This is a genomic window from Komagataeibacter sp. SM21 (assembly GCF_041402665.1).
Lineage (GTDB): Bacteria > Pseudomonadota > Alphaproteobacteria > Acetobacterales > Acetobacteraceae > Komagataeibacter > Komagataeibacter saccharivorans.
In genome coordinates this window covers 1-1,054 of record NZ_JBGLOV010000074.1, presented here as the reverse complement: position 1 = coordinate 1,054, position 1,054 = coordinate 1, and the positions used below count along the sequence as shown (strand labels likewise).

Below are 1,054 nucleotides of genomic sequence, written 5' to 3'. Positions count from 1 at the left end.
TTATAGGCGGGGAACCGGGCGGTCTTTGTCTGGTAGGCGATGGAGCGCACTTCGCGTTCGGCCAGTTCCGCCTTCAGGAGTTGTGAGAGGATGGGGATAGCCGCCTCGAAGGCAGGTGCGCCCTGCTCGATGAGGTCGGCTGTGGCCTGGGACATGCCATACATCCGCAATCCACGGAGCATGACGACAAGTGAAGCAGCGGCAGGATCATGACGCATGGCGGCTGTCCCTTCGCAGGATGTCATACCGCCCTGTATCGGCGCACGGTTCGTGTTCGAGCATCAGGGCCTGTGGGGCATCAAGCCGGGGAACCACGGTTCTCTTGGCATCGATCAGGCGATGAAGCGTATTGAGAACATGGGTCCTGGTCGCCACGCCGTCTTCAAGTGCCAGTTCAACCGCGCAGAGGACAGCCTGCTCATCATGCTGCAGCATAAGGGCCAGGATTTCAGCCATTTCCCGGTCGCCTCCAGGCCGCCTGAGCAGTTGATCCTGCAGGGTCCGGAAGGCAGCTGGCAATTCGGTAAACGGCGCGCCATTACGTAGGGCGCCCGGTTTGCGCTGGATGACCGCCAGATAATGCCGCCAGTCATACACCGTGCGGCCTGGCACACCATGCGAACGCGTGATGATCCGGTCATGCACGCACAGAACCTGCCCTTCGGCGATAATGCGCAGCCTGTCGGGATAAACCCGCAGGCTGACCGGACGATTGGCAAAGGAGGCCGGCACGCTGTAGCGGTTGCCTTCGAACTGGATCAGGCAGGTTGGCGAGACGCGCTTGGTCTGTTCGACAAACCCGTCAAAGGGCCGCCCCGGCACCATGAGGTGAGGACGCTCGCTAGCATGGACCTCGGAGACGCTACACGGCAATTCAGCATGCGGCAGCCGTTCCCAACACTCCAGGCAGCAGGCTTCCAGCCAGGCATTCAGCGCCCCCAGATCAGGAAAGGCAGGCAGATCCTGCCAGATATGGCGTCGGGCATCCTGCACGGTCTTCTCGATCTGCCCTTTCTCCCATCCGGCTGCCGGATTGCAGAAGGTCGCCTCGAAC

Annotated in this window: 1 protein-coding gene and 1 pseudogene; both read right to left on the bottom strand. The window is 61.7% G+C overall.

The window, feature by feature from the left end; translation table 11 throughout:
• Positions 1 to 218: pseudogene (locus ACBR42_RS17085) on the bottom strand (ATP-binding protein); the annotation flags it as partial.
• A partial coding sequence (locus ACBR42_RS17080) for a Mu transposase domain-containing protein (protein WP_408887027.1) occupies positions 208 to 1,054 on the bottom strand: 847 nt, incomplete at its 5' end. The gene ACBR42_RS17080 and the pseudogene ACBR42_RS17085, both read right to left, overlap by 11 nt.